Origin of the sequence: Alcanivorax sp. DG881 (assembly GCF_000155615.1) — a bacterium.
In the GTDB taxonomy this organism is placed as follows: domain Bacteria; phylum Pseudomonadota; class Gammaproteobacteria; order Pseudomonadales; family Alcanivoracaceae; genus Alcanivorax.
Genome location: NZ_DS989915.1, coordinates 1573640 through 1596083, shown reverse-complemented (window position 1 = coordinate 1596083; position 22444 = coordinate 1573640). Strand labels below are relative to the sequence as shown.

At 59.5% G+C, this 22444-nt stretch carries 19 protein-coding genes; 14 read left to right on the top strand and 5 right to left on the bottom strand.

Annotated elements, in window-relative coordinates:
- Positions 1 to 18: 18 nt before the first annotated feature.
- The 7 genes from ADG881_RS07095 to ADG881_RS07065 all read left to right on the top strand — a co-directional run bounded on the left by ADG881_RS07095 (position 19) and on the right by ADG881_RS07065 (position 6020).
- A complete protein-coding gene (locus ADG881_RS07095; RefSeq protein WP_007150097.1) occupies positions 19 to 678 on the top strand; it encodes a riboflavin synthase in 660 nt (219 codons plus the stop codon).
- Between the two features lie 72 nt (positions 679 to 750).
- A complete protein-coding gene (gene ribBA, locus ADG881_RS07090; protein WP_007148874.1) occupies positions 751 to 1860 on the top strand; it encodes a bifunctional 3,4-dihydroxy-2-butanone-4-phosphate synthase/GTP cyclohydrolase II in 1110 nt (369 codons plus the stop codon).
- Positions 1861 to 1999: 139 nt separating this feature from the next.
- Positions 2000 to 2470: a 6,7-dimethyl-8-ribityllumazine synthase gene (gene ribE, locus ADG881_RS07085; protein WP_007150362.1), complete on the top strand. Its 471-nt coding sequence runs from the start codon at positions 2000 to 2002 to the stop codon at positions 2468 to 2470.
- Positions 2471 to 2632: 162 nt separating this feature from the next.
- Positions 2633 to 3082, top strand: a complete 450-nt coding sequence (gene nusB, locus ADG881_RS07080; protein WP_007148791.1) for a transcription antitermination factor NusB — start codon at positions 2633 to 2635, stop codon at positions 3080 to 3082.
- 61 nt (positions 3083 to 3143) lie between these two features.
- Entirely contained in the window at positions 3144 to 4109 is a 966-nt protein-coding gene (thiL, locus tag ADG881_RS07075; protein ID WP_156790363.1) for a thiamine-phosphate kinase, read from the top strand.
- A gap of 93 nt (positions 4110 to 4202) precedes the next feature.
- Positions 4203 to 4688, top strand: a complete 486-nt coding sequence (locus ADG881_RS07070; protein ID WP_007148510.1) for a phosphatidylglycerophosphatase A — start codon at positions 4203 to 4205, stop codon at positions 4686 to 4688.
- 93 nt (positions 4689 to 4781) lie between these two features.
- Positions 4782 to 6020, top strand: coding sequence for a diguanylate cyclase (locus ADG881_RS07065; protein ID WP_007148810.1), 1239 nt, complete (start codon positions 4782 to 4784; stop codon positions 6018 to 6020).
- A gap of 34 nt (positions 6021 to 6054) precedes the next feature.
- Here ADG881_RS07065 and dxs read toward each other — a convergent pair whose 3' ends face one another.
- The 4 genes from dxs to ADG881_RS07045 form a co-directional block, all read right to left on the bottom strand.
- The gene (gene dxs / locus ADG881_RS07060; RefSeq protein ID WP_007150333.1) at positions 6055 to 7977 is read right to left on the bottom strand and encodes a 1-deoxy-D-xylulose-5-phosphate synthase; all 1923 of its coding nucleotides are present in this window, start codon (positions 7975 to 7977) and stop codon (positions 6055 to 6057) included.
- Between the two features lie 135 nt (positions 7978 to 8112).
- Positions 8113 to 9036, bottom strand: coding sequence for a polyprenyl synthetase family protein (locus tag ADG881_RS07055; protein WP_007148545.1), 924 nt, complete (start codon positions 9034 to 9036; stop codon positions 8113 to 8115).
- On the bottom strand, positions 9026 to 9268 hold the full coding sequence (locus ADG881_RS07050) for an exodeoxyribonuclease VII small subunit (RefSeq protein ID WP_007149734.1): 243 nt from the start codon (positions 9266 to 9268) through the stop codon (positions 9026 to 9028). The genes ADG881_RS07055 and ADG881_RS07050 overlap by 11 nt, the downstream gene beginning before the upstream one ends.
- Before the next feature lie 547 nt (positions 9269 to 9815).
- Positions 9816 to 10877: a porin gene (locus ADG881_RS07045; RefSeq protein WP_007151444.1), complete on the bottom strand. Its 1062-nt coding sequence runs from the start codon at positions 10875 to 10877 to the stop codon at positions 9816 to 9818.
- A 575-nt stretch (positions 10878 to 11452) separates the two neighbouring features.
- Here ADG881_RS07045 and ADG881_RS07040 point away from each other — a divergent pair.
- The gene (locus ADG881_RS07040) at positions 11453 to 12400 is read left to right on the top strand and encodes a tRNA-dihydrouridine synthase (protein ID WP_007150105.1); all 948 of its coding nucleotides are present in this window, start codon (positions 11453 to 11455) and stop codon (positions 12398 to 12400) included.
- Here ADG881_RS07040 and ADG881_RS07035 read toward each other — a convergent pair.
- On the bottom strand, positions 12360 to 13358 hold the full coding sequence (locus ADG881_RS07035) for an MBL fold metallo-hydrolase (RefSeq protein ID WP_007149542.1): 999 nt from the start codon (positions 13356 to 13358) through the stop codon (positions 12360 to 12362). The two genes, ADG881_RS07040 and ADG881_RS07035, sit on opposite strands and share 41 nt — an antisense overlap.
- A 292-nt stretch (positions 13359 to 13650) precedes the next feature.
- Between ADG881_RS07035 and ADG881_RS07030 the strand changes: the two genes are divergently transcribed.
- The 6 genes from ADG881_RS07030 to ADG881_RS07005 all read left to right on the top strand — a co-directional run bounded on the left by ADG881_RS07030 (position 13651) and on the right by ADG881_RS07005 (position 22369).
- A complete protein-coding gene (locus ADG881_RS07030; protein ID WP_007150358.1) occupies positions 13651 to 13908 on the top strand; it encodes a DUF4212 domain-containing protein in 258 nt (85 codons plus the stop codon).
- 28 nt (positions 13909 to 13936) lie between these two features.
- Positions 13937 to 15733: a sodium:solute symporter family protein gene (locus ADG881_RS07025; RefSeq protein WP_007148907.1), complete on the top strand. Its 1797-nt coding sequence runs from the start codon at positions 13937 to 13939 to the stop codon at positions 15731 to 15733.
- Between the two features lie 94 nt (positions 15734 to 15827).
- The gene (locus tag ADG881_RS07020; RefSeq protein ID WP_007150452.1) at positions 15828 to 17639 is read left to right on the top strand and encodes a DUF294 nucleotidyltransferase-like domain-containing protein; all 1812 of its coding nucleotides are present in this window, start codon (positions 15828 to 15830) and stop codon (positions 17637 to 17639) included.
- A 2-nt stretch (positions 17640 to 17641) separates the two neighbouring features.
- Positions 17642 to 18289, top strand: coding sequence for a 3'-5' exonuclease (locus ADG881_RS07015; RefSeq protein WP_007151184.1), 648 nt, complete (start codon positions 17642 to 17644; stop codon positions 18287 to 18289).
- Between the two features lie 302 nt (positions 18290 to 18591).
- The gene (locus ADG881_RS07010) at positions 18592 to 18807 is read left to right on the top strand and encodes a hypothetical protein (protein ID WP_007149272.1); all 216 of its coding nucleotides are present in this window, start codon (positions 18592 to 18594) and stop codon (positions 18805 to 18807) included.
- Between the two features lie 94 nt (positions 18808 to 18901).
- On the top strand, positions 18902 to 22369 hold the full coding sequence (locus ADG881_RS07005; protein ID WP_007151386.1) for a hybrid sensor histidine kinase/response regulator: 3468 nt from the start codon (positions 18902 to 18904) through the stop codon (positions 22367 to 22369).
- Positions 22370 to 22444 lie beyond the last annotated feature (75 nt).

Genomic DNA, 22444 nt, shown 5'->3' with positions numbered 1-22444 from the left:
AGACAATACGAGGTTTTCATGTTTACCGGCATTATCGAATCCATGGGCAAGGTGGCCGCCATGACCCCGAAAGGCGGCGATGTGACCTTGCTGATCAAGAGCGACGGGCTGGATTTTTCCGATGTGCAGCTGGGCGACTCCATTGCGGTGAACGGCGTATGCCTTACCGCCACCGCGTTGCCTGGTAGCGCCTTTGAGGCGGATGTGTCCGGGGAAACCCTGTCGCTGACCTCGCTGGCGCAAATCAGCGTGGGCAGCACGGTAAACCTGGAAAAAGCCCTGACACCGTCCTCCCGCCTGGGTGGCCACCTGGTCAGCGGTCATGTGGATGGCCTGGGCAAGATTGTCGAGATGAAGCAGGATGCCCGTTCGGTGCGTATCGATATCGAGGCACCGGCGGAGCTGGCCAAGTACATTGCCCACAAGGGCTCAATCACCGTCGATGGCATCAGCCTGACGGTGAACAGTGTGGTCGGGGCGGTGTTTTCCCTGAACATTATCCCGCACACCCAGGAGGTAACCACCATCGGCCAATGGCAGGTGGGGACGCCAGTGAACCTGGAAGTTGATATCATAGCCCGCTATCTGGAACGCCTGCTCCTGGGAGAGAAGGCCGCCGAGCCCACTTCCGAGGGGATTTCCATGGCGTTCCTGGCGGAAAACGGGTTTTTGAAATAACGCTGCAGGCATTACGCAGACACGCATCATGCAGGCGTGTCGCGTGTTGCGTGCCAGCCTGAAGGCGGTTTTATGCAACTCAACAGTATTGAAGAACTGATCGAAGATATCCGTCAGGGAAAGATGGTTATCCTGATGGACGATGAGGACAGGGAGAACGAAGGCGACCTGGTGATGGCGGCAGAGCACGTGACTGGCGAAGCCATCAACTTCATGGCCAAGTACGGCCGTGGTCTGATCTGCATGCCCATGTCCCGCGAGCGCTGTGAGTTGCTGGATCTGCCGTTGATGGTGCAGAGCAATGGCAGTGGTTTTGGCACCAAGTTCACGGTATCCATCGAAGCTCGCGAAGGGGTGACCACCGGGATCTCTGCCGCCGACCGTGCGCGCACCGTGCAGGCCGCCGTGGCCCGTAATGCTCGCGCCTATGACATTGTTCAGCCGGGGCACATCTTTCCGCTGATGGCCGAGCCGGGTGGCGTGCTGCGCCGTGCCGGTCACACCGAAGCGTCCTGCGATCTGGCGGCGCTGGCCGGTTGCGAGCCGTCCGGGGTTATCTGCGAAGTCATGAATGAAGATGGCTCCATGGCACGCCGGGAAGACCTGGAAGTGTTTGCTGCAGAGCACGACTTGAAGATCGGCACCATCGCCGACCTGATCCAGTATCGCGCCCTGAACGAACAGACCATCGAGCAGGTGTCTGACCACGAGCTGGATACCTGGTACGGCGATTTTCGCCTGGTGGCGTTCCGCGACACCGTGGACGGGCTGACTCATGTGGCGCTGGTGAAAGGCGAGATCAGTGAAGACGAAGAGGTGACGGTACGGGTGCACCAGGTGGACCCGTTGCGTGATCTGATGAGCGCCAAGATGAATGGCCGCACCGGCTGGAACATGCATCGGGTGCTGGAAACCGTCTCCCAGTCGGATGCCGGGGTGGTAATTATCCTGGGTCAGGATTATGCCTCCAACGATATCGTCGAGCGCCTGGATGCCTTCTTCGGCGGCACTGCAGGCAAGCCCAAGGGCGAGTCCCGTGCGTACCGCAATATTGGCACCGGCTCCCAGATTCTGAAGGCGCTGGGCGTGCGCAAAATGCGCTTGCTCAGCTCCCCCATGAAATTCAACGCGTTGAGTGGTTTCGACCTGGAAATCACCGAGTACGTGGACGCGGATAGTTAAGGACGCCGGATGCCCGACGCCTTAGGCCTGACGCTTCCGATTTCAGCGTTGGGCTCTAGGCGTCCGGCGTCAGGCAGCAAATCGAAACCACTGGACGCTCCTGCCTTGCCAGGCGCAACCAGCGATCAGGACAAGACACATGCAAAACATCAAGACTCTCGAAGGTACTCTGAGCAACGTGGGCGGCCGTTACGGTATTGTGGTGGCGCGCTTTAACAGCTTTGTGGTGGAAGCCTTGCTGGACGGTGCCGTGGATGCGCTGGTGCGTCACGGAGTGAGCCGTGACGATATCGAAATCATCCGCGTACCCGGTGCCTGGGAAATGCCGGTGGCCGTGAAAAAGGTCATCGAGAAGCGCAGCTACGATGCCGTGATCGCATTGGGCGCGGTAATCCGTGGCGGTACCGCCCATTTCGAATTCGTCGCCGGTGAAGCGGCCAAAGGTATTGCCTCGGTTCAGAACAGCACTGGTACCCCGGTGGCGTTCGGCGTGCTGACCGTGGACACCATCGAGCAAGCCATCGAACGCTCCGGCACCAAGGCCGGCAACAAGGGGGCGGAAGCCGCCCTGTGCGCACTGGAAATGGTATCGCTGTTTAAAGCCTTGTAAGAACAGGCTTGCAGTAGCACGCCTGACGCCGGATACGGCCCTTCTCCCCAGCCCTTCTTTCACTATCGAGAGAAGGGGCGCCTCCTGAGTTTTCTGGAGGTTGTTTTCTCCCCGTATGGGGAAAGACAGGGAAAGGGCAGCCTTTATTTTGTAGAGAACACTATGAGCCAAACCAGCCCCAGTGCCCGTCGCAAGGCGCGGCGTTTCACTCTTCAGGCCCTGTACCAATGGCAGCTGGCCGGTGCGGCAGTGAGCGACATCGAAGCCCAGTTCCTGGCGAACCAGGATTTCGCCAAGGTGGACCGTGAGTATTTTCATGATCTGCTGCATGGGGTGCTGGGGCAGGTGAAAACCCTGGATGAGCTGCTTACCCCGTATCTGGATCGGCGGGTGGAAGAGCTGTCCCAGGTGGAAAAAGCGATTCTGCGACTGGGCGCTTTCGAGCTGAAAGAACGTCAGGATGTCCCCTACCGGGTAGTGATCAACGAAGGCATCGAGCTGGCCAAGGTGTTTGGCGCGGAAGATTCCTTCAAATACGTCAACGGGGTGCTCGACAAGCTGGCGCGCCAGTTGCGTTACGCGGAAGCCTCGGAACGTCGCCCCCGTGACTGATCTCCACTGATGGCGCTGGCTTGCCGTGCGTTCTGCCGGCAAGCCGCGTTATGCTTCTGTCATGACTGATCCCGCCGATTTCTCCCAATCGCCTCCGCAAGAGGCGGCTCCTCTGGACGAATTCTCCCTGATCCGGCGTTATTTTCATCATCGTCAGGGCGACACCGTGGTGTTGGGCCCCGGGGATGATGGTGCCTTGCTGGTACCCCCTGCCGGGCAACAGCTGGTGATGACCCAGGATACCAGCCTGGTTGACCGTCACTTTCCAGCAGATATGGCGCCGGCGGATGTGGGGTACCGCTGTCTGGCGGTGAATCTCTCAGACCTGGCCGCCATGGGCGCAAATCCGCTCTGGTTCCTGCTTTCGCTGACCCTGCCGGAGGTGGATGAAGACTGGCTGGCCGAGTTTTCCCGGGGAATGTTTGAACTGGCGGATCAGGCGGGAATCAGCCTGGTAGGCGGCGATATTACCCGTGGCCCGCTGGCGGTCTCCATTCAGGCCACCGGCTCCGTGCCGCCGGGGCTGGCGTTGCGGCGCGACGGGGCCCGGGTGGGGGATCAGATTTGCCTGGGAGGCGTCACCGGGGCAGGGCTGCTGGGGTTGGAGCAGTGGCAGGCCGGCCAGCGTCATGGGCCTGCCATCGGCCATTTCCGGCGCCCTCGCCCGCAGTGGGAGCTGGGCATGGCGTTGCGCGGCCAGGCCAGCGCCTGTATTGATATTTCCGATGGGGTGCTGGCTGACCTGAGCCATATCCTGCAGGCATCGGGGGGGCTGGGAGCGTGCCTTGATGAAGCGGCCCTGCCAGAGGATCCTCCCGTGCTGGCCGGTTGCAGTGCTGATAAGCAGCGGGCCTTGCAGCTGCAGGGCGGCGATGACTATCTGCTATTGTTTACCCTGCCGGCGGCGCAACCGGTTCCCCGAGGGTGCTATTGCCTGGGGCAGGTGGACGCCCAACCGGGTATTCGTTTGCGTCAGAGAAACGGGGCGGTGGGCGCCCTGACGGTGGCCGGCTGGCAGCACTTTTGACAAGAGCCGCATGCAAGCAACAGGCAGCATGGCCACACGCTAAACCATACAAAATTCAAAGCCATTGCCGAGACAGAGCCCGCGAGGAATAACATGGAATTTCAACGCCCCAGTATGCGTAACCCGGTGCATTTCCTGGCCTTCGGCTTCGGCTCCGGGCTGGCACCGATCGCGCCGGGCACCTTTGGCACGGTGGCGGCCATGCCGATCTGGTGGCTGTGTGCCCAGCTGCCTTTGTGGGGGTATCTGGCGGTGACCGCTGCGGTGATCGCCGTGGGGCCCTATCTGTGCGGCAAGACCTCTGACGATATGCACGTGCACGACCACCCCGGCATTGTCTGGGACGAGATCGCCGGCCTGCTGATTACCATGATTGCTGTGCCGATCACTCCCTGGGGGGCGCTGGCCGGCTTTGTGGCGTTCCGGGTGTTCGACATCATCAAGCCCTGGCCGATCGGCTGGCTGGATCGACGGGTGGCCGGAGGCCTGGGGATCATGGTCGATGACTTGCTGGCAGGGGTCTATGCCGCGGCTGTGGTGCAATTGCTGCTCTGGCAATTTCCTGCCATCTTTACCTGATATCGTTTTGGTACTACCGCTGGCGCCAAAGGGATGGCGCTTCTGAAGGTTAACTTTTAACCTGCAGGAAGATTCATTCGCAAAGGATTTGCAATGTCAGACACGGACCCGCGTTCACGACGGGTGGTGGTGCCCGGGGTGCGCTGGTTGCGCTTCCCGCGACGCCTGGAGGGCGAATACCGGGAGTATCAGTGCCAGGAAGCGGTGGAAAGCTTCCGGGTTAACGCCTTCTATATCCTGCTGCTCTACATGCTGTTGATTAGCGGCATTTACGCGCTGGCGCCGGAGCAGGTCCGTGGCTGGTGGTTGTCCACCTATATCTGGGTGGGGATCATCGTGCTGGTGGCCGGTCTGCTTGCCCAGGTGCGGGCACTGGACCGTTATTTCCCTCTCTATGCCGGCCTCGGCAGCTTCCTCGCTGTGGCGGTATCCGTGGCTATTCCCGGTTTTATACGCGACAGCGGTTCCGTCCAGCTGGCCCACGTCTCGGTGATTTATGCCCTCGTTATTGTCTACGCCATGGTTGGCCTGCGCTTTACCGTGGCGTCGCTGGCCGGTTGGGGTGGCGGGTTGGTGGGCGCGCTGATCGCGGAAAAGCTGGGTCAGGGGCTGGACTGGCAGGTGCTGCACCGTACTTATACCGGGATCAGCTTGCTGGGCATGTTCTTGTGTTATTCCACGGAAGTACGCGACCGACTGCTTTTTTTCAACCAACGCCAGCTACTGCGCCAGCAACGTCGTACCCAGGCATTGGCAGAGCGCCTGCACCGGTTGAGCCGGGAAGACAGTCTCACGGGCCTGGCCAACCGGCGTTTTTTTGATGAGGCCTTCGACAGGGAGTGGCGCCGCTGTAAACGCAGCCGGCAGCCACTGACCGTGATGTTGGTGGATGTGGACCGGTTCAAGGCCTACAACGACCATTACGGGCACCTGCAAGGGGATCTCTGCCTGCAAAAGCTGGCGGCGGAGTTTCGCCGCTACAGCCGCCGCGGAGGGGATCTGGTGGCGCGCTTTGGCGGGGAGGAATTCGTGTTGTTGTACCCGGAAACCGATGAGGTGGAAGCGCAGCAGCTGGCCTCCCGACTTTGCCGGTCGGTGCGTTCACTGGCCATTCCCCATGCGGACAATCCGGAAATGCAGGAGGTGACCGTCAGTGTTGGGGCCGCGATGATGATCCCCGGTGACCGCCACAGCGCGGGGGATTTGCTGGAAGCGGCGGATCGCGCCTTGTATCTGGCCAAACAAGGGGGGCGGGACGACTGGCGGATGTATGAGGCGCCGCCGCCGGTGCGGTTGGTCAAGGAGTCCAAAAACGACGAAGGGGAGCGATGACCGCTCCCCTTTGTGTTGTGCCTTGAGAGATTTGCTAGCGCTCCCGGGCTTCGCGCAGGGTCTGCTGGCGGCTCAGGCGCTCGCGGATCTGGCGTTCAATGCCGTCAGCATCCAGCCCAGCTTCGGCCAGTAACACGTCCCGCTTGCCGTGATGAATGAAGTGATCCGGCAGCGCCAGGTTGAGCACATCCGCCACCACACCTTCCGCATGCAACAGTTCATTCACGGCGGAGCCGGCGCCCCCCATTTGCTGATGGTCTTCTGCGGTGACCAGCAGCGCGTGCCCGGCGGTGGCCTTGAGAATGGCGTCCCGGTCCAGGGGTTTTACCCAGCGCATGTCCAGCACGGTGGCATTGAGTGCGTTGGCCGCTTCAAGCGCGGCCGGTACCAGTGCCCCAAAGGCCAGGATGGCAACTTGCTGGCCGTCGCGCAGGGTACGGGCCTGGCCGATGGGCAGTGCGGTCATGGTTTCTTCGATGGTGGCACCGGTGCCGGTGCCCCGCGGGTAGCGCACGGCTGCCGGCCCTTCGTGCAGGTAGGCTGAATAGAGCAGCTGGCGGCATTCGTTTTCATCTGAAGGGGCCGCGATGATCATGTTCGGGACGGTGCGCAGGTAGGCAAGATCGAACACGCCCCCATGAGTGGCGCCGTCTTCGCCCACCAGGCCGGCCCGGTCCAGACCGAAGGTCACGTCCAGTTCCTGCAGCGCTACATCGTGGATCAGCTGATCATAGCCGCGCTGCAGGAAGGTGGAATAAATGGCCACCACCGGTTTTTGATTCTCACAGGCCAGGCCGCCGGCCAGAGTGACCGCGTGTTGCTCACAAATGGCCACATCATGGTAGCGATCCGGGAAGCGGCGGCTGAATTCCACCATGCCGGAGCCTTCACACATGGCGGGCGTGATGCCCACCAGGCGCGAGTCCTGCTCGGCCATGTCGCACAGCCACTGGCCGAAGATATCCTGGTACTTGGGCAGCTTGGGTTTGCTGGGAACGGCCACCTGGACCTTGGGCTTGGGTTCGATCTTGTTGATGGCGTGGTAGCCCACCGGGTCGGCTTCCGCCGGCGCAAAACCTTTGCCCTTGGTGGTGTAGATATGCAGCAGCTGCGGTCCTTCCAGGTCGCGCAGGTTGCCCAGGGTGCGGACCAGTTCGTCTACATTGTGGCCGTCAATGGGGCCGATATAGTTGAAACCGATGGCCTCGAACAACATGTCCGGGCTGACCATGTTCTTCATGCTTTCTTCCGTGCGGCGGATGAAATCCCAGGCCGCCGGCATGGTGGAAAGCACCTTCTTGCCGCCTTCACGCAGGGCGATGTAACTCTTGCTGGCCCAGATGCGGGCGAAGTAGTTGGAAAGCCCGCCCACATTGTGGGAAATCGACATGTTGTTGTCGTTAAGGATGACCAGCAGGTTGGAGCGCGTATGCGCTGCGTGGCTCATGGCTTCGAACGCCTGGCCAGCGGTCATGGCGCCATCACCGATAATGGCCACGGCACGGCGGTCACTGCCGGCCATTTCCGCGCCCAGCGCCATGCCCAGCGCGGCGCTGATGGAGGTGGACGAGTGGCCCACGCCGAAGGTGTCGTATTCGGATTCGCTGCGCTTGGGGAAGCCGGACAGGCCGCCCGCCTGGCGGATGCTGGTGAGCGATTCCCGGCGCCCGGTAAGAATCTTGTGGGGGTAGCACTGGTGGCCCACATCCCAGACCAGTTTGTCGTCCGGCGTGTGATACAGGTAATGCAGGGCGACAGTCAGCTCTACCACCCCGAGGCCTGCGCCGAAATGCCCGCCACACTGGCCTACCGCGTAGAGCAGATATTCACGTAATTCATCGACCACGCGCTCCAGCTGGGAGGCGGGCAGCTGCCGCAGGTCCGCAGGGCTGCTCAGGGTGTCCAGCAGCGGGGTATCGGGTCGCGTCAGCGGAATTTGAGTAAACGTCTTGGGCATAGGGTCATGCAGCCTGATGAGTGCAGGCCAGATAATGGCCAGTGGTCGTCAGTGGAAAGCGGAGTAATCAGGGCGTACCGCCTTCCGCCTGAACCGCTAGTATAACTGTCTGGAGGGGTGGTCGTCAGTGGTGGATCAGTGATTCCGGGTAATGATGTATTGCGCTAATTGTTGCAGCGGCAGGGCGCGTGGGCCATAGCCGGCCAGGGCTTGTTGCGCCTGGTCACACAGTTGCCGGGCGCGTTGCTGGCTTTGCTCCAGGCCGAGCAGGGAGGGAAAGGTGCTCTTTTGCAGCTTTTCATCGGAGCCGGAAGGCTTGCCGAGCTGTTCGGTGGCGGCGGTGATATCGAGGATGTCGTCCTGGATCTGGAATGCCAGGCCAATGGCATCGCCAAAGTCGGTCAGGTTGCTGAGCAGGGCGGGATCGTCGTTTTCTGCTGCAAAGTACCCCAGCTGCAGGCTGGCAGTGATCAGGCGGCCGGTTTTCAGATAATGCATTTCTTCCAGTGCCGCCACGGTCTGTTGCTGGCCCTGGGCGAGCATGTCCTGCATCTGGCCGGCGGCCATGCCGTCTACGCCTGCTGCCTGGCACAGGTGTTGAATCAGGGCGATGCGGCTGTCGCTGCGGTAATCACCATGGCAGGCAAGCAGCTCGAAAGCGCGGGTGTGCAGGGTGTCGCCGGCCAGAATGGCGGTGGCTTCGTCGAAGGCCTTGTGGCAGGTGGCCTGGCCCCGGCGCAGGTCGTCGTCGTCCATGGCGGGCAGATCGTCGTGAACCAGGGAATAGGCATGGATCAATTCCACCGCCACCGCAGGCACATCGGCCTGGGCTGCGCTCGCGCCTGCCAGCTGGGCGGCGCCGTAGACCAGTAGCGGGCGAATGCGTTTGCCGCCGCTGAGCGCGGCATAGCGCATGGCCTGGCTGAGTCGGGAAGCGGCACTCTGGGCGGGCAGGTAGTGGTCCAGGGCCTGCTCCAGGCGGGCCTTGGCTGTCTCGGTCAGCTGGTCCAGCGCGATGAAATCGCCGGGCGCGGCCTTGCGGGTTGTATCATTGCTCATTGTCACCACCGGTGAAGGGGGCAGGCTCGGCGCGGTCGTTCTGCTCCAGCAGAATGCGTACCTTCTGTTCAGCCTGTTGCAGGGCCTGTTGGCATTCCCGGGACAGGCGCACTCCTTCCTCAAAGGCTTTGAGGGAATCTTCCAGGGTCAGCTCACCGGATTCCATCCGTTCCACCAGGGCTTCCAGACTGTCCAGCGAGGTTTCCAGCGCGGGGGCTGCGTTTTTTGCCATGAGCGTCTCCTCGGATCCGTCACCGGGACCCCGTCTTTGCTGTGTCTGCCCCTGCTGCGGGCTGTGCTGGCGGCAACAGTAATGCAGCCGCTGTGGTGAATCAATTCCGGGTTGCGAGCCGGCGGGGGGGATGGAACCGGGGCAGGGCAACCGTTCAACTGATTTGATCTATTCTAAGTGATTGATATAAAAAGGGTAAGGCGAGAAGGGAAAAGAGGCAGGGAGGATTGATTCCAAATGGTTCTAACCAGGGGCTTCCGCCCGGTTGCTGCGGCTGATTATATTGAAAGGCCCGCCGGAGCTCGCAGGCTGCTTCTTCCTCTGATCTCCTAAGCTATGGCGTTTCGCTTGCGTCAACCGGCGGGGGATTCTGATTGAGCACCCCTCATGCTGCGCGCATCACGCATCATGTTGTAGAGCCATGCGAATATTTTCCGGATAAGAACAAACAGGCCGCGCCCAGATTTTGAGCGCGGCCTGTTTGGTTTCCGGTGCGCATCACACTACAACGCGTTGTAGTGTCCAGCGTGATACGTGCCAGCGGCTCTTAAAAATCAAACCGCATACCCACCGTGAAGACCTGACCATCGCTTTCCACCTGATAACCCGCCAGTGGATTAAAGCTTTCGGAGTTGGGGGTGTAGATGGCATAGCCCAGCTCTTCGTAGAAGTATTCCGCAAAGAACTTCAGGTTTTCGGTGTGACGGTAGTCCAGCCCGACCTGGGCAGAATCCCCCTGGAAGAAGGCATCGCCTTCATCGGTTTCTTCACCATGGGCGACCATGGCGCGCAGGGTGTACTTGTTCCAGCTGTAGGAACCCAACAGGTTGTAGGTCACCGGGTCATCGTCCTGCACGGTGTCGTCGTTGGTCAGCAGCTGTTCCACCTTGGCGGCGAAGCGCCAGTTACCCGGGGACCAGGCTGCGGAGATACCCGCCTGATCGGCATGCTTGGCGGAGTCCTGCTCACTGTCCTGGTAACCGATACCAAAGGCCAGCGAGTCGGTTACCGCATAGGACAGCGCGTACTGCATGGTATCCAGATAGCTGGTGCCCTGTTGATCAGTCAGGTCGACACCAGAAACGGTGGCCGTGAAGCCGCCCATGCTGGGGGTGGTGTAGGTGAGCGCGTCGCGGCGAAAGGTGGCCTGGGTGGCGTAGCCAGAATAGAAAGAGCTGAAGAAATCCAGCGGGTAGGCCACGTTGTTGTAGTACGCCAGCCACTGGGTACCGACGCGCACGCTACCAAAGCGGTCGTGGGCAACGGTAATGTCGGCGACCCGCGGCTTGTTGTTGCCTTTGTAACTTTCCTGGAAAAAGGTCGGGTCTTCCGCTTGCAGGCGTGCGGAATTAATCGGGAATTCCACCGTGCCGGTAATGTTGAAATGCTCGAAGTCATCATATTTGGCGGTGACACCCAGCCGGGAGTACGCATCCCGAAGCCCGGTGTAGGAATCGTCTTCGCCGGGTTGCGCCTGGTCGACAGAAACGGCTTCTGTCTGGATGCGCAGGGAGCCGTAGGGGGTAACCTCCAGATCCGCCTGGGCAGGCAGGGCGGCAAAGCCAGCCAGCAGGGCTGTCGATAATGGCAAAATACGTTGCTGTTTCATCAGTTTCTCTCCCTCATTTTTTATCGCAAAAAAACGTGCGGCCTGGCGCGGGGGAGGCGGCAGGCCTATGAGTTGTGGGGTGGTGTAAGGCGAAATATTGCGTATTCGCGTTTGGGTGTCGGCAGCGTGTCGCGCAGCGCACACGACGCAATAAGGGAAAGAAAAACGCACGCAAAAGACGGTGGATGCGTGGAGATGGAACACTCGGTAACCCGGAGAAAAGGTGGCAGACTTTCTCGGCAGTGTACCCTCTTGCGCCTTCCCGATAAGGCGTTGGCGGCGTTAACCATGCAGGAAAAAACATGGTAATGCCGTGTCGATGGCGCTCGCGAATGATGCTTTTTTCATTGCGTTCCCTCACGTTGCCAGGGGCGCCTGCTACCGCTTTTCCGGCGTGCCAGTGTCCCCGAGTAGCGTCCATTCTTGCGCAAATTGTTATTTACCGTGGCAAATGAACACCGTTATTGCAAGAAAAGCCGGATGTTTTGTGGTGTGGTTCGTGGTGGAGCAGAAAGAAGGTTGAATGCACTTTCGTCCGCAATTACGCGTATTCGGCAACGCTGCAGTAGCCTAGAATGCGCGCCATGAAATTGATTCTGGCCCCCATGGAAGGCCTGGCGGATTTTTGGGTTCGCCAGGCATTAACGGATGTGGGCGACTACGATTGGTGTGTCAGTGAGTTTGTCCGTGTCAGCGGGCTGCTGTTGCCGCCCAGGGTATTTTATCGCTGGTGCCCCGAGTTAAAACTTGGCGCTCGCACCCGGGCGGGCACGCCTGTGCATCTTCAGTTGCTGGGCTCCGAACCTGACTGCATGGCGGAAAATGCGGTGCGTGCAGTGGCGCTTGGGGCGCCAGCGATTGATTTGAATTTTGGTTGCCCGGCGAAAACCGTGAACCGTCATCGTGGCGGTGCCGTGTTGCTTGATGAGCCAGAGGTGGTGCATGCGGTGACGGCGGCGGTGCGTGACGCTGTGCCGGCCAATGTGCCCGTGTCGGTGAAAATGCGTCTGGGTAATGAAGACGATGCCCGGGCGCTGGACAACGCCCGGGCGGTAGTGGAGGCCGGAGCTGCCTGGTTGACGGTACACGGGCGCACCAAGCGCCAGGGCTATAAACCTCCGGCATTCTGGGATCGTATCGGCCACATCCGTGAGGTGGTGTCGATTCCGGTGATTGCCAATGGCGAGATCTGGACTGCGGACGATGCGGCTCGCGCTCGCCAGGAAAGCGGCTGTGATGATCTTATGCTCGGGCGCGGCGCGGTGGCCAACCCGCGTCTGGTCTCCGTGTTGCGGCACGGTGGGGAGCCTGGCTGGGATGCGATCTTGCCGATCCTGCAACAGTTCTGGGTGGATGTGGCGGGTACCGGCACTGATGCGCAATTGGCCGGGCGCATAAAACAGTGGTTGAGTTACCTGCGCCGGCGCTGGCCCCAGGCGGCGCAATTGCTGGAGCAGCTGAAACGCGAAACCCGGCCGGAGGTTATTGCCCGGATACTGTCGGACTTCGTGCCTGTAACGTGAAGGGCTGAAAGGGCGGCAGGACCAGGAAGTCGCCGTTGTGCCGGCCTGCCAACGCCTGGAAAGACGCATGCATGTTGTCCAGGCCCCAGGGGAGCGGTTTCACATCTGCGGTCAGTTCACTGAAAAAATCATCCCAGTGCACCGGTATCACCGTGTGGGCACCTACCGCGTTGGCGGTTTCCTCCATGAACATTTGCTGATAATGATCCGTTTGTTTGCCCAGGCTGGCGCTGGCCAGCAGGGCATAGTCAGCCTGGTAACCCGTCAGCGCCCCGGGGGCCGCTCCGGAACTTCCCTGAACCAACAGCGATCCGGCGGGATGGGTAATGACCACGGCGTAGCTTTGTCCTTCCTCCCAGGCTCCCACTCGTGCGGGTGGGGTGACCGGTGCGGCGATGTCACCCTTGCCGGTCATGGCTTCCACTGGCGCGGGCAGTGGCACATGGCTGGCCGGGACAAAGTGCACGGTAAATTGCCCAAACGAATACGGCTGATGGGGGACGATGGTGGTGATGCGGGAATCCGGCAGGCCGCCGCCCTTGCCCACCATGGCTGTAGACGAGGAGCCCAGCAATTGTGCGCCGGTGCGTTTTGCGACTTCCGCCACATCCATGGCGTGATCGAAATGAGAGTGCAGCACCAGCTGGGCGTCCAGTGAGGTAATGCCGGCCTGTGCCAGGGCGTGCTCAATGCGCTGTGAATTCGGTGCTATCCGGGTGAACAACAATCGCGGAATGGAAACCCGGGAGAAATACCCATCGGTGAGCAGGTGGGTGTGGCCGTCGCTGATCAGGATGGTGCTGGTGCCCAGGTAGGTGAGCGTGACCGAGCCCTTTTCCGGAGCGGGTTGCGTGGGCGCCACAGGCCAACGTGTCAGGTCGGGCGAAAGCGTCAGCAGCAATGAGCCGCCGAAAATCACAAGCAGAAACGCGGCCAACAGCCATCGCGCTATTTTCATTATCTATCCATGATTGTTTTTATCGACTCGAAAATTCCCTGTCTGAGCCATGGGGCTCAACGAACAGACCCGCGAGTTTAACGGAAAACCGCCGATATCGCAGGCCGGGAATGCCTTTTTCCGGGTGGCTCGCTTTTTCCATGCGCTTCGGGAGCCTGCTGTGCCCTGGCCGACTTCGACTAAAGTCATACTGTGCTGCCATGGCCCTTTGGCTAGTCTGGGTATCGAGCCTATCCCTTGTCTGCCTGAAAAGGGGGTGGCCTGATTTCCTGATGACGCAGAGGGACGAGTAATGAAAGAAGAAAACGCCCGCGCCTACTGGGCCGCTAACCTGCGATTGATTTTTACCTACGTGGCTATCTGGTTCGTTGTCTCCTATGGCTGCGGCATATTGCTGGTAGATGAACTCAATCAAATCCAATTCTTTGGTTTCAAGCTGGGCTTCTGGTTTGCGCAACAGGGAGCGATCTACGTGTTCCTGGTGCTGATCATTAAATACGCGCATTCCATGAATAAGCTGGACCGCAAATTTGACGTCCACGAAGACTAACCGCTGAACAGATAAAGAGAGACATCCTATGGATATTCAGACACTCACTTATCTCTTTGTAGGCGGTTCGTTTGCGCTCTACATCGGGATTGCGATCTGGTCACGGGCCGGGTCGACCAAAGATTTTTACGTGGCCGGTGGCGGGGTTTCCCCGATCGCCAATGGGGCAGCAACCGCGGCTGACTGGATGTCAGCGGCGTCATTTATTTCCATGGCCGGGATTATTGCCTACTCCGGCTACGATGCATCGGTATACCTGATGGGGTGGACCGGGGGGTATGTGCTGCTGGCCATGCTGCTGGCACCTTACCTGCGCAAGTTCGGTAAATTTACCGTGCCGGACTTTATCGGTGACCGTTACTACTCCAACGTGGCCAGAACCGTAGCGGTGATCTGCGTGATCTTCGTGTCCTTTACCTATGTGGCGGGCCAGATGCGCGGTACCGGTATCGTGTTCGCCCGCTTCCTGGAAGTGAATGTGAATACCGGTGTAGTGATCGGTATGGCCATCGTGTTCTTCTACGCCGTGCTGGGCGGTATGAAAGGGATCACCTATACCCAGGTCGCGCAGTACTGTGTGCTGATTTTTGCCTTCCTGGTGCCGGCGGTTTTCCTGTCCATCATGATGACCGGCCACGTCCTTCCGCAGACCGGTTTCGGTGGCACGGTGCTGGATGCTGCCGGGAATGACAGCGGGGTATATCTGTTGCACAAGCTGGATCAGGTGGTGACCGATCTGGGCTTTACCGAATACACAGAAGGCTCAAAATCCACTATTGATGTGTTCTTTATTGCTGCGGCATTGATGTGCGGTACCGCGGGCCTGCCCCACGTGATCGTGCGTTTCTTCACCGTGCCACGGGTGAAAGATGCCCGTATCAGTGCCGGCTGGGCGTTGTTCTTTATCGCCTTGCTGTACACCTCTGCACCGGCGGTGGGCGCGTTCGCACGGCTCAACCTGATCGACACCGTCAACGAAACCCAATACACCGAACTGCCGGAATGGTTCTATAACTGGGAAAACTCCGGGTTGATCGGCTGGGTGGACAAGAACGGTGATGGTGCGGTGCAGATGCGTGCCGGGGCCCCCTTCGAAGGCAAGCCGACCTATGCCGGCAGCCGTGAAGAAACCAAAGGCAGCTACGGGGAGCGTGTGCTGACCAATGCCCCCACGGATAACTCCTCGGAAGTGTATATCGACCGCGACATCATCGTGTTGGCTAACCCGGAAATCGGCAATCTGCCTGCCTGGGTGATTGCCCTGGTGGCGGCCGGCGGGGTGGCGGCAGCACTGTCCACGGCCGCGGGGCTGTTGCTGGTGATATCCAGTGCCATCTCCCATGACCTGCTAAAGAAAACCCTGATGCCGGGTATCAATGAGAAGCAGGAGTTGTTGGCTGCTCGGGGGGCTGCCGTTGTGGCCATCGTGATTGCCGGTTACTTCGGGATCAACCCGCCCGGCTTTGTGGCCCAGGTGGTGGCTTTTGCCTTCGGTCTTGCCGCGGCCAGCTTCTTCCCGGTGATTCTCATGGGCATCTTCTACAAGCGCATGAACAAGGAAGGGGCGATTGCCGGCATGCTGGTCGGCCTGATCTTCACCTTCAGCTACATTGTGTTCTTCAAGTTCGTCTCGCCAGAGCTGAACAATGCGGAACACTGGTTGCTGGGCGTGTCGCCTGAAGGTATCGGCACCTTTGGGATGATGCTCAACTTTGCTGTGGCCTTCGCGGTATCGCGAGTGACGGCGCCGCCTCCTGAGCATATCCAGCACATTGTGGAAGACATCCGTATTCCGCGAGGTGCCGGTGAAGCGTCTGCACACTGAGCACGGGTAACACAGGAACCGGTGCGGGGGCTTCCTCCGCACCGGTTTTTGCGTTTAATAATGACAGCAAAGACGCAATGGCGGAGTTAACTGAATGATTGATCAGGAACTGAATCAGTATCCGTTCAGCCAGCTTGGCGAAGCCGGTCGCCGCCGTTTGCAGGAAGGAACCGATCTGGCCTATTACGAGCCGGATGACATTATTCTCGACGCGGCCAGTACCAGCGATTCTGTCTTTCTCGTGCACAAGGGCAGCGTGGCGGAACTGGACGTGAACGCGCCGGATGGCCGTCGCCAGGTGGGGGTTTATGCCGCCGGCGATTTATTCGGGGCGATTAGTGTATTGAATGGGCAAAGCCGTTATCGGTTTCGTGCCGAGCAGCAGACACTGTGCTACCTGATCCCGGCAGGACTGTTTCGCGAGCTGTGTGAAAGCGAAGTGGAGTTCGGCCGTTATTTCAGCCAGCGGCTGGCGGAGAAAAACCAGCGCCTGGCAGAACGCCGGGAAGGGGGCGTAACCCTGGCGGGCTTTATGCTGGCGCGGGTGGAAGCGTGTATGCGTGAGCCCCTGATCATGCCGGAACAGGCCACCGTACGGGATGCCGTGACCGCGCTGAAACAGCACGGCGTGGACAGCGTGCTGATTCAGCATCAACAGCATTACGCCATTGTCACCAAGACCGATCTGCTGACCGCGCTGGTGATGAGCAATCAATCGCCGGATACCCGTTTGGCTGAGGTGGCGGAAACGGAGCTGGTTACCGCCCGTCCGGGCGATTACCTGTTCGCGGCCTTGACCCGGATGACCCGGCACAAGGTGGCGCGGGTGGTGGTCATGGAAAAGGGCGTTGCTGTGGGGGTGGTGGAGCTCACCGATGTGCTCAGCTTCTTTTCCAGTCGTTCCTATGTGGTGGGGCTGGAAATTGAGAAAGCGGATACGCTGGAGGCGCTGCAGCTGGCCAGCGCCCGTTTGCCTGATCTGGTAGAGACCCTGATGGCTCAGGGGGTGAAGATGCGGTTCGCCATGGATTTGCTGGCCGCGCTCAATGGTCGCCTGATGAGTAAAGCCTTCGAAATGGTGGTGCCTGGCGATCAACAAAGAGCCTGCCTGATGGTGATGGGCAGCGAAGGGCGAGGTGAGCAGATACTGAAAACGGACCAGGATAACGGCCTGATTCTGGGCGAGCACCAGCAGTGGTCAGGCTGTGATCAGGATATGCAGCGCTTTACCCGGACCCTGCTGTCGTTGGGTTATCCCCCTTGCCCGGGGAGCGTAATGGTCTCCAATCCGCAGTGGACCGGCCCGGTGTCGCGTTGGCAGCAGCGCGTGCAGGACTGGGCCGGGGATCCGGGCGGAAAAGGCCTGTTGAATCTGACAATCCTCACCGATGCACACGCAGTGGCCGGTGATCCCGGGCTGCTGGAAACCGTGCGCGATACCCTGTTTTCCCGATGCAGTGATGATCAGTTGCTGATGGCCCACTTTGCCCGCCCGGTCCTGCAGTTTGCCACGCCGCTGAATTTGTTCGGTTCGCTGAAGAAGCCCCTGCATGGTATCGATATCAAGAAAGGCGCCCTGTTCCCGCTGGTGCATGGCGTGCGGGCCATGGCGTTGCAGTGCCGGATTCGGGAAACCTCGACCCTGGCGCGGCTGGATAAACTGGTGGCCGCCGGTGCCATGGAGCCCGGCTTTGCTGAAGACCTGGGTGAGGCCATGGAATTGTTCAGTGAGCTGCGGCTGTCCCGGCAGCTGGCCAAATTGCAGGGTGAAGACGAAACAGTGGAGGACAATCATATCGTGGTGCAGCAGCTATCTTCGCTGGAAAGGGATGTGTTGCGGGATGCGTTGCATCTGGTCAGCGAGTTCAAGCAACGTTTGTCGCGCCGTTTCCATCTGGAATATTGAACATGAACCGTGACTGGCGCTGGAAAAGCATGTTGCCGCAGTGGCCCGGTTCCAAATGGCGCCGGTTCCGTGACCGGTGCCGCCATGGGCAGGGCCCCTATGCGCACCTCTTTGCTCCCTATGATGGGGATCAGGTCGTTGCCATTGATTGTGAAACCACGGGCCTGGACAGTCGCACCGCAGAACTGGTGTCCATTGCGGCGGTAGTTATAAAAGATGGGCGGGTACTGAGTAGCCAGGGTCTGGATGTGAAGCTGATGCCACCGGACAGCCTCAAGGAGGACACGATTCGCATTCACCGGTTGCGGCCGGTGGATCTGGAAGGCGGTGAAAGTGTGCGCGACGCGCTGGATGCTTTGCTGGCACTGGTGGGTAACCGCCCGTTGGTGGGCTGGTGTGTGGCTTTTGATGTGGCCATGATCAATCGGTATTTGCGCCCGCTAATGGGGTTTGATTTACCCAATGACATCATCGAGTTATCTGCGCTGTATCAAAAGAAAATGCGCTACTGGCAGCCGGACGTGACTCCCGACCTGCGCTTTGATGCCATGGCCAGCGCCTTGCAGGTGCCGGTGATGGAACGGCACACCGCCCGGGGAGATGCGGTGACCAGTGCGCTGATGTACCTGCAACTACAGAAATCGTATTAAGGAGCCTCTGAAAAACTCCTTGCGTGCTCAGTCTTTCAGGCTGGTTCGCAATCTAGGCGCGCTTTTGAAGGTGTATGTCCATCCATCAAAAAAGCGCAACAACGAGTGCGGGCCAGCCTGAAAGACCCGAAGGGCGTGGCCTGAAGCGCCCATCTGCTGCGCCTTGCCTCTAGGAAAGGGAACCACCCTGTCCGTCGAGACAAGACACAACAGCTGCACGCTTCAGGCCATGCTGAGCACGTAAGGAGTTTTTCAGAGGCTCCTCAAATTAACGACGGCCGATAAAAAGGAAGGAAGTGCTGATGTTCTATGCAGAAAAAATAGCGCTGATGGCGGGCCTCTGCCTGGTTCTGTACGCCTATTTTCGCTACTGGCGCCGTACCGGCGATGGTCAGGGGCTGGTGATGTTCTGGCGCCGGGCCATGGCACTCAATGTGGTGGAGTTCAAACTGCAACGCGGTGGCATTGCCCTGCTACTGGTGGCCGTGGTGCTACGCTTTGCCCAGGCGCTGCTATAAGCTCAACAAGAGTCGCAACAGGCAGCATGCTCCACGCAACAGGTAAACGCACGATAAGCGATTCCTGATTTTCTTTAACCAACGGGGAGAGGCGGTGTTTTCACTGTGGCAATTGGGTGCGTTGGCGCTGGCTTATGTGTTGGTGTTGTTCGTTATCGCCTGGTGGGGCGATCGGGCTGCCCGACAGGGCCGCAAGACCTTCCACAATGCCTGGGTGTACAGCCTGGGGTTGGGGGTCTATTGCACCTCCTGGACTTTCTACGGCGCCGTTGGTGAAGCCGCCCAGAATGGCTGGAACTATCTGCCGATTTATCTGGGGCCGATCATTACCGTATTGCTGGGCGGCTCACTGATCTACAAGATGGTGTCGGTGGCCCAGCAGCAGCATATTACCTCCATTGCCGATTTTCTGGCCGCCCGCTACGGCAAATCCCGCCGTCTTGCTGTGCTGGTCACCCTGGTGGCCATTGTCGGGGTGCTGCCCTACATCGCCTTACAGCTAAAAGCCGTTACCCTGTCGTTTGATTATGTGCTGGAGGAATCTGCGCCGGGCCAGGTGGATACGGCGCTGGTGGTAGCTGCGCTGATGGCTATCTTTACCTTGCTGTTCGGTACCCGGCATATCGATACCACCGAACACCAATCCGGTCTGATGCTGGCGGTGAGCTTTGAATCCTTTATCAAGGTCGTGGCGTTTGTCGGGCTGGGCTTGTATTGCCTGTATGCCATTTTTGATGGCCCGGTGGATATGTGGCAGCAGCTGAGCGAACGCAGCGATGTCATGCAGAGCTTTGAGCCGACCCTGTTTTCGCAAAGTTTCGTCACTTCATTATTGCTCTCCATGGTGGCGATTCTCTGCCTGCCCCGTCAGTTCCATGCCGGCGTGGTAGAAAATAATGACCTGCGCCATTTGCGCACCACGCGCTGGCTGTTTCCGTTGTATCTGGCGCTGTTTGCGATTTTTGTTCTGCCGATTGTGATTGCCGGCGTGATTACCCAGCCTTACCTGATCGGTCATGCAGATACCTACATGTTGTCGTTGCCCATGGCCCAGGGCAGCCACGGTATGTTGATGTTGTCATTCATCGGCGGAATCGCAGCGGCCACCGGTATGGTGATCGTCTCCACCATGGCGTTGGCGATCATGCTGACCAATGAAGTGCTGTTGCCCATGTGGCTGCAGTCGCGGCTCAATGAAAAGGATCAGCTGTCGGATCTCAGCACGCAACTGCGCTTTCTGCGCCGGGCCAGCATTCTGGTGCTGCTGGGGTTGGCGTTTGCCTTCCATACGCTGATCGACCGGTTCGACGGCCTTGCCAGTATCGGGCTGCTGTCGTTTGCCGCAGTGGCCCAGTTCGCGCCATCACTGATTGGTGCCCTGTATTGGCGCAATGGCCATAAGCAGGGCGCGTTCATCGGCCTGGCGCTGGGGTTTGTGGTGTGGTTTTACTGCCTGCTGGCGCCGGTGATTCTGCCCGTGGAGTGGGTGACCGTGCTCAACACCCAAGGGCTGTTCGGCCTGGGCCTGTTACGCCCCCATGCCATGTTCGGCATCGAAGGGCTGGAGCCTCTGACCCACGGTGTGTTCTGGTCGGTGTCCGTGAATCTGGCCGCGTTTATCTACTATTCCCGCCGAGCCAACCATGATGCCCTGGATGAAGCCCAGGCGGCCCGGTTTGTGGATATGCCCACGGACTGGTGGCGCGAAGGTATGGGGCACCCCTCCATTACCACCATCGAATTGCTGGAAGTCTGCAAGCGTGGGTTGGGGCATCCACGGGCGGAACCTCTGTTCTTCGATTACATGCGTCGGCGTGGGGTGTCGGAAGAATTGGAATTGCCGGCGCCACTGCATCTGGTGCGATATGTGGAACGGTTGCTGGCGGGCACCATGGGGGCCTCCACCGCACGCATTGTGATGAGCTCGTTGCTGCGTAAACAGAATGGCCGCCACGATGATGTGGTGCGGATGATGGACGAAGCCTCCGAGCTGATCCAGTTCAACCATCAGCTGCTGCGCACCACCATTGAAACCATTAGCCAGGGCATCTGCGTGGTGGACCGGGATATGCAGGTGGTGGCCTGGAATCAGGCCTACGTGAAGCTGTTTGATTATCCGGACGGGTTGATTCGGTTGGGACGCTCCATCGCCGATGTGTATCGCTATAACGCTGAACGGGGTTATTACGACGGCGAAAATATGGAAGAAAACGTGACGCGGCGGGTGCAATTATTACGCGAAGGGTATGCCCATCAGTTCGAACGGGAGCTGCCCAACGGCATCGTAGTGGAAGTACGCGGTACACCCATGGTGGGCGGTGGTTTTGTCAGCACCTATATGGACATCACCGAACGCAAACACGATGAAAAAGCGCTGCGTCAGATCAATGAGAATCTGGAGCAGATGGTATCGGAGCGCACCCGCAAACTGTCGGAGCTGAATGCCAAACTGGCACAGGCCAATGAAGGAAAAACCCGCTTCCTGGCGGCCGCCGGCCATGACCTGATGCAGCCTTTGAATGCCGCGCAGTTGTTTGCTTCATCGTTGCGTCAGCAGTTGCGTAACCAGGAAAAGGGCCAGTTCGACCATGAGGTGCAGGTACTCGGGCATATCGACAGTTCCCTGCAAGCGGCGGAACAGATTATTTCTGCGTTGCTGGAAATCAGCAAACTGGATACCGGCACCATGGCGACGCACATCCACCCCTTGCGTTTGTCGTCATTGATGACGCCGCTGGGGCAGGAGTTTGCTGCGCTGGCCAGCGCGCAAGGGCTGACGTTGCGAGCGGTGTCATGCAGTGCGGTGGTGGACAGCGATGAAGTATTGTTGCGACGGGTATTGCAGAACCTGCTGTCCAATGCGGTTCGGTATACGGATTCCGGGCGCATCCTGTTCGGTGCGCGCCGGCTGCACAATGCCGTGCGCATTGATGTGTGGGATACCGGGCCGGGGATTCCCGGTGATCAGCATGAACAAATCTTCCGGGAGTTTCATCGTCTGCCTCAGCTGCATAATCGTGAGGTAAAAGGTCTGGGGTTGGGGTTGGCCATCGCCGACCGGATTTGTCGTTTGCTGGGCCATGCTTTAACCGTCCGTTCCTGGCCGGATAAAGGCACCGTTTTTAGCGTAACGCTGCCGCTGTCGACAGGGGATGTGCCGCCATTGCTGCAGGATGAACCGTTGCGCGAGCGCCGGGATATCCAGGGCGTGCGTGTTTTCTGTGTGGATAATGATTCCGCGCTGCTGGCGAGCCTGGTGGCGGCCCTGCAAACCCTGGGTTGCGAGGTGGTCGCGGCCAGCGGCCTGAAGGAAGCACAGGAGAAGGCAGCGCAAAGCTGGGTGCCGGATGTATTGCTGGTGGATTTCCAGTTGGATCATGAAGACGGATTTGACGTGATTGAAGCGCTGGATCATTGCTGGGAAGACGTTATTCCCGCCGTGCTGATGACCGCAGACCGACGCCCGGAAGTCCGCGCCAGAGCAGAAGAGCAAGGGGTAGGCTTCCTGCAAAAACCGATTTCCGAAGCCATATTGCAACGAACGCTGGAAGGGCTTTTGTAAACTGCGTGCAGCGCTTGATGGAATGGGAAAATCCCGGCCCCTGGTATCTACGCCGTGGTTGTAGGAGCGTCGCTG